Source organism: Guyparkeria sp. (assembly GCF_046540515.1).
Taxonomy (GTDB): Bacteria; Pseudomonadota; Gammaproteobacteria; order Halothiobacillales; family Halothiobacillaceae; genus Guyparkeria.
Genome location: NZ_JBKHFB010000091.1, coordinates 1 through 5,993, shown reverse-complemented (window position 1 = coordinate 5,993; position 5,993 = coordinate 1). Strand labels below are relative to the sequence as shown.

5 protein-coding genes are annotated in these 5,993 nt (G+C 65.9%); 2 read left to right on the top strand and 3 right to left on the bottom strand.

Annotation, left to right across the window (positions count from 1 at the left end; all coding sequences use genetic code 11):
- Positions 1–236: 236 nt before the first annotated feature.
- A complete protein-coding gene (tyrS, locus tag ACLFRM_RS08770) occupies positions 237–1,412 on the bottom strand; it encodes a tyrosine--tRNA ligase (RefSeq protein ID WP_410755362.1) in 1,176 nt (391 codons plus the stop codon).
- 114 nt (positions 1,413–1,526) lie between these two features.
- On the opposite strand from tyrS, the gene ACLFRM_RS08765 reads away from it, so the two are divergent.
- Together ACLFRM_RS08765 and ACLFRM_RS08760 are read left to right on the top strand one after the other, a co-directional pair.
- Positions 1,527–3,113 carry a peptidoglycan DD-metalloendopeptidase family protein gene (locus ACLFRM_RS08765; protein WP_410755361.1) on the top strand — a complete coding sequence of 529 codons (1,587 nt, stop codon included), beginning with the start codon at positions 1,527–1,529 and terminating at the stop codon, positions 3,111–3,113.
- Entirely contained in the window at positions 3,103–4,281 is a 1,179-nt protein-coding gene (locus ACLFRM_RS08760; protein ID WP_410755360.1) for an anhydro-N-acetylmuramic acid kinase, read from the top strand. The genes ACLFRM_RS08765 and ACLFRM_RS08760 overlap by 11 nt, the downstream gene beginning before the upstream one ends.
- Positions 4,282–4,303: 22 nt before the next feature.
- Here the strand turns inward: ACLFRM_RS08760 and ACLFRM_RS08755 are convergent, their stop codons facing one another.
- Both ACLFRM_RS08755 and erpA read right to left on the bottom strand, forming a co-directional pair.
- Positions 4,304–5,458, bottom strand: coding sequence for a citrate synthase (locus tag ACLFRM_RS08755; RefSeq protein WP_410755359.1), 1,155 nt, complete (start codon positions 5,456–5,458; stop codon positions 4,304–4,306).
- A gap of 71 nt (positions 5,459–5,529) precedes the next feature.
- Positions 5,530–5,904 (bottom strand): iron-sulfur cluster insertion protein ErpA, encoded by a 375-nt coding sequence (gene erpA / locus ACLFRM_RS08750; protein ID WP_410755358.1) that lies wholly within the window; start codon positions 5,902–5,904, stop codon positions 5,530–5,532.
- Positions 5,905–5,993 lie beyond the last annotated feature (89 nt).

Sequence of the window (5,993 nt, the reverse complement as noted above, 5' to 3'; positions counted from 1 at the left end):
CGTCGCCGAAAGGAGCGCGTATCTTACGCTCCCCGTGTCGCCTGTCAACACCTTTCTGTCGGTGTTTCGGGCCACTCTCTCGGCGAACGTTTTCGCCTTGAGAGGAGCGAGCATTTTACGCTCACCGCAGCGCCCGTCAAGTGTTTTCTGTCATCTCGTCGGGGCTGTCTTGCGGGGCGGCGGCGTTACCTGCGCCCCGTAAGGAGGAGCGCATCTTACGCGCTTCGCCGGGCCCGTCAAGCCCCTTCGACGACAATCTTCGCCAGGCGCCGCTTTCCCACCTGGACGATCGATTCGCCCACCGGCATCAACAACCCACCGTCCTCGACCCGCTGGCCGCCGAGCTTCACCGCCCCGGCCTTGATATGCCGGAACCCCTCGGAGTTCGATTGGATCAGCCCGGCGCGGTTGAGCGCCTCGACGATCGCGACCCCGGGCTGGAGATGCACCTCGGGCATGTCGTCGGGCAACTGCTTTTTCTGGAAACGCGAGATGAACGCGTCGCGCGCCTTCTCCCCCGCCCCCTTGCCGTGGAACCGATCGACCAGCTCGATCGCCAGTTCGAACTTGATGTCGCGCGGATTGCGGCCGCCCGCCATTTCCTCGCGCAGCCGCGCGATCTCCTCCAGGGGGCGGAACGAGAGCAACTCGAAGTAGCGCCACATCAGGTCATCGGAAATCGACATCAGCTTGCCGAACTGCTCGTCGGCCGGCTCCTCGATACCGATGTAGTTGTTGAGCGACTTCGACATCTTGTTGACGCCATCGAGCCCCTCGAGGATGGGCACGGTCATGACCACCTGGGGTCTCTGGCCGTACTGTTTCTGCAATTCGCGACCGACCAGGAGGTTGAATTTCTGGTCGGTCCCGCCGAGCTCGACGTCGGCCTCGAGCTCCACCGAGTCGTAACCCTGCACCAGCGGGTAGAGGAACTCGTGGACCGCGATCGACCGGTTCTCGCGATACCGCCTGGAGAAATCGTCGCGCTCGAGCATTCGTGCCACCGTGTAGCGGCTGGCCAGTTGAATCAGGTCGGCCGCGCTCTTCTTCCCCATCCACTCGGAGTTGAAGACGATCCGCGTCCTGTCGGGATCCAGGATGCGGAAGATCTGGCGCTCGTAAGTGCGGGCATTTTCACGCACCGCCTCGGGCGTCAGGGTCGGGCGGGTAGCGCTCTTCCCGGTCGGATCGCCGATCATGCCGGTGAAATCGCCGATCAGGAAAATGACCTCGTGACCGCGCTCCTGGAACTGGCGCAGCTTGTTGATGAGCACCGTGTGGCCAAGGTGCAGATCCGGGGCCGTGGGGTCGAATCCGGCCTTGATACGCAACGGCCGCCCCTCGGCCAGCCGCTCGACCAGCTCCTCGCGGACCAGCACCTCGTCGGTACCCCGACACAACTCCGCCAGCATCTGCGCTTGCTCCTGAGACACGATTCACCCTTCCAAGAATTACGTTGAATGGCTGCAGAAAGGCGGTTATGTTACCGGTTTTACACCATATTTTTCTGCCAGGTTTCACCATCCATGCAACAACGCCCCCTATTCAAGCCCAAGCGCAGACCGACACGCCTGATCCGGCGCACCTTTCTGGTTGGTCTAGGCGTGTTCGCGCTTGGCACCGTCGTCTGGCAATTCCTGCCGGGGCAACCGACCCCGAGCAACGGCTCGACGGCGACTCAGGACGCGTCCCGGGACAACGAGATCCCTCTGGCGCTCGAGGCGATCGACTCGTCCGAGACATCGCCCCAAACAGCGGAATCCGACACCTCGACCGCCCCGCGAAACACCGGTGAGCGCCCGCAGGCATTCGCTCGCTCGGTCAGCCTCGACAGTCGCCCGAACTTCCATATTCCGGGTCAAGAAGAAGCGCTCGAGGCGATCGAGACTCCGGAATCCGACCAGGCAGCGGTCGACAGCAAGGAGGAGGACGCCACCGAGAAGCAAGCCTCTTCACCCTCGCTCGAGGAGACCACCATCACGGTGGACTCGGGGGACACCCTGTCGACCATCTTCGAGAAGGCCGGCCTCGGCTACAGCGACGTGCTCAAGGTGCTCGATCTGGGCGACGAGGCACGACGGCTGGAGCGTATTCGCCCCGGCGACAAGGTCGTCCTGATCACCGACGACTCGGACGAGTTCGCCGGGCTGAAATATGACGTGAACAGCGACAGCGAACTCTCGATATTCCGTCAAGACGGCGACCAACTGGTGGCCGAGATCACCGACCTGCCGAGCGAGACCCGGCTGGTTTCCGCTGGCGGCACCATCAAGGGCTCGCTCTACCAGTCGGCGATCTCGACCGGCGTGCCGCCGGCGCAGATCATGCAGCTCGCCGAGGTATTCGGCTGGAAAGTGGACTTCCTGCGCGATGTGCGCGACGGCGACCAGTTCCGACTGATCTACGAGGTGCGCGAACGCGACGGCGAGCGTTTGGGCACCGGCCGCATCGTGGCCGCCGAGTTCATCAACCGGGGCGAACGCGTGCAGGCGGTCCGTTACACCTCTCCCGATGGCACCACCGGCTATTACGAGCCCGACGGCAGCAGCCTCGAACGCGGCTTTTTGCGCTACCCGGTGGAGTTCTCGCGGATCAGCTCGAACTTCAACCCCAAGCGACTCCACCCGATCCACAACACGGTCCGCCCGCACAATGGCGTCGACCTCGCGGCCCCGACGGGCACACCGATCAAGTCTGCCGCCTCCGGGCGCGTCACCTTCGTCGGCTGGAAACACGGCTACGGCAAGGTGGTACAGGTGCGCCACGACGCCAAGTACGAGACCCTCTACGCCCACCTGTCCGGATTCAAGGGCAACCTGAAGCGCGGCGCCAGCGTCAACCAGGGAGACACCCTCGGTTACGTCGGCATGACGGGTGATGCCACTGGCCCTCACCTTCACTACGAGTTCAAGGTCAACGGCAAGCCACTTGACCCGGTCAAGGTCGATCTGCCGGAAGCCAACCCGATCGCCTCCGAGGATCGCAAGGACTTCATCGCCCGTACGCGCGGCTCGCTGGAGGAGCTGGCCCGCATCGAACTCGACGTCGAGGGCGAGCAGCCGGTTCACCTCGCCCAGAACAACCGGGCCTCACGCGACGCACGTGACGACTGACGCTGCCCGCAACGGGGCCAACGATGCCCCGGAGCTGTTCATCGGCGCGATGACGGGCACCAGTATCGATGCGCTTGACCTGTGCCTCTGCGATTTCTCCTCCGCGCAGCCGCGCCTGGTGGCCCACCACCAGGAACCGCTGGGCGCCGCGCTCACCGCGCAGCTGATGCGGCTGGCGCGGGGCGGCAACGTAACCACCCCCCGCCTGCCCCCCGGGGCCGACGACATCGATCTGCTGGGCCTGGCCGACCGGCGACTGGCCGAAACCACGGCCGTGGGCGTCGCCCGACTGCTCGAGCAGGCAGGCATCCCGGCCTTGGCCGTGCGCGCCATCGGCTCGCACGGTCAGACCGTGCGGCACCGACCGGACTGGGAAGGGGCGTCCTTCACCCTGCAGCTGGGCGATCCCAGCCGCATCGCCGAACTGACCGGCATCACCGTTGCCGCCGACTTCCGTCGCCGCGACATGGCCGCCGGCGGTCAGGGGGCGCCACTCGCACCGCCCGCCCACGCCGCGCTGTTCCCGCCCGGACCCGCGGGGCGGATCGTGCTCAACCTCGGCGGCATCGCCAACGCCTCGATCCTGCTCCCCGACCACGAACCGATCGGCTTCGATACCGGTCCGGCCAACACCCTGATGGACGGCTGGCACGCACTTCACCGCGACGCCCCCTTCGATCGAGACGGTCGGTGGGCAGCCAGCGGGAAGGTCGACGCACTGCTACTCGAGGCGCTGCTCGACGATCCGTTCTTTGCCATGCCGGCGCCGAAATCCACCGGCCCAGAGCGCTTCCACCTCGATTGGCTGCGCGAACGCGGTGGCCGGCGCCTGATCGCGCTACCGGCCGAGGACGTACAGGCGACCTTGCTGGAGCTGACGGTGGAGAGCGTGGCCGGCGCGATCGCGCCATGGCTCGACCGACGGCCGGACATCCCGGTGACGCTCTGCGGGGGCGGCGCCTACAACCGTCGACTGGTCGAGCGGCTGCGCGAGCGGCTGGGTACGACGGTCGAGAGCAGCGCGGCGGCGGGGATCGCGCCGGAATGCGTCGAGGGAGCGGCATTTGCCTGGCTCGCCCGGCAGTTGCTCACGGGGAGGCCTGGCAACGCACCCACCGTCACCGGGGCCATCGGTCCGCGGGTGCTGGGGGGAATCTACCCCGCTTGAGGGCGGGGCGGGGGCGGGTCGATCAGCGGGAGCCGATCGGGCGGTAGTCGCGAGGACTCTCGCCGACGTAGACCTGGGTCGGGCGGTAGATGCGGTTGTTCGCGATCTGCTCCTTCCAGTGCGCCAGCCAACCCGCCGTGCGCGAGATGGCGAAGATGGGCGTGAACTGGTCGCGCGGGATACCGAGCTCGGCGTAGAGCAAGCCGGAATAGAAATCCACGTTCGGGTAGACGCCCTTGCCGGCCAGGTGCTCGGCGGCCTGGGCCTCGAGCTCGCGGGCAATGTCGTAGAGCGGCGAGAGCTGGCCGCCCCGATGCTCGCGCAGCTGCTCGAGCAGCCCCTGCAGGATGTCGGCACGCGGGTCCTTGACCTTGTACTCGCGGTGACCGAAGCCCCAGATGACCTCCTTGTTCGCCAGCTTTTCTTCCAGCCACGGGGAGACGTTCTCGACCGAGCCGATCTCGTCGAGCATCGCCAGCACGCGCTGGTTGGCCCCACCGTGCAGGGGGCCGGCCAGCGTGCCGATCGCCGAGGCGACCACCAGGTTCGGCGGGGCGAGGGTCGAGCCGCAGACCAGCGAGGCGAAGGTCGAGGCGTTGAGGGTGTGCTCGGCATGCAGGATCAGGCAGGCGTCCATGATGCGCGCCTCGATCGGGTCGGGCTCGCGCTCGGTCATCATGTAGAGGAAGTTCTCCGCGTAGGAGAGATCCGCGCGTGGCGCGACCGGGTCGTCGCCCTTGCGGATGTGCTCCCACATGGCCACCAGCGTCGACATGCTCGAGAGGATCTTGATGATCATCTGCTCGACGAACTCCGAGTCGGCGTTGACGCCGTTGGCCGTCATGCGCTCCTGCCCCGGGTAGAACATGCCCAGACTGGCCACGCAGGTCTGCAGCGCCTCCATCGGGTGCCCGTCGATGGGCAGGAACTTCATGATGTCGCGCACGTTGTACTTCACGCGGCGGTTGCGACGCAGCTCGGCGTCGAACTCGGCGAGCTCGAGTGCGGTCGGCAGGTCACCGTGGATCAGCACCCACGCGGTTTCCTCGAACGTGCTCTGGCGCGCCAGATCCACGATGCGATAGCCACGGTAGGTCAGCAGCCCGGCCTGACCATCCAGATACGAAATGGCAGACTGCGCCGCCGGCACACCCTGCAAGCCCGGTACAAAATCCATCGACAACGCCTTGTAGTAACCCTGACAAACGCGAGACGCGGGCATGGCCCGCGTCAAGTCTCATTACGAAATCAGATCGAGAACGAGGAACCGCAGCCGCAGGTGGTCGCGGCGTTGGGATTGCGAATCACGAACTGCGCACCGGAGACGTCTTCCTTGTAGTCGATCTCGGCGCCCTCGAGGTACTGGATGCTCATCGGGTCGACCAGCAGGGTCACCCCGGAGCGCTCCACGGCCGTGTCGTCCGGCTGGGCCTGTTCCTCGAACATGAAGCCGTACTGGAAGCCGGAACAGCCGCCGCCCGTGATGAACACGCGCAGCTTGAGCGACGGATTGCCCTCTTCCTCGATCAGCGACTGGACCTTGCTCGCCGCGTTCTCTGTAAAGACCAGCGGCGCGTCCTCGGTGGCCGGCTCGGCGACCATGGTGTCGGTTGCGTCAACCATCGCGTTCACCTCAATCGATTGCGCGCCCGCTCGGCGAAAAACGTTGCCGAGCGGCAAACTCACAGTCTATCAGACCATTGGCGAATGCA

Coding starts and splice junctions, on each gene's coding strand:
- tyrS (WP_410755362.1), bottom strand. CDS start 1,412: ATGCTGGCGGAGTTGTGTCGGGGTACCGACGAGGTGCTGGTCCGCGAG.
- ACLFRM_RS08765 (WP_410755361.1), top strand. CDS start 1,527: ATGCAACAACGCCCCCTATTCAAGCCCAAGCGCAGACCGACACGCCTG.
- ACLFRM_RS08755 (WP_410755359.1), bottom strand. CDS start 5,458: ATGGATTTTGTACCGGGCTTGCAGGGTGTGCCGGCGGCGCAGTCTGCC.
- erpA (WP_410755358.1), bottom strand. CDS start 5,904: ATGGTTGACGCAACCGACACCATGGTCGCCGAGCCGGCCACCGAGGAC.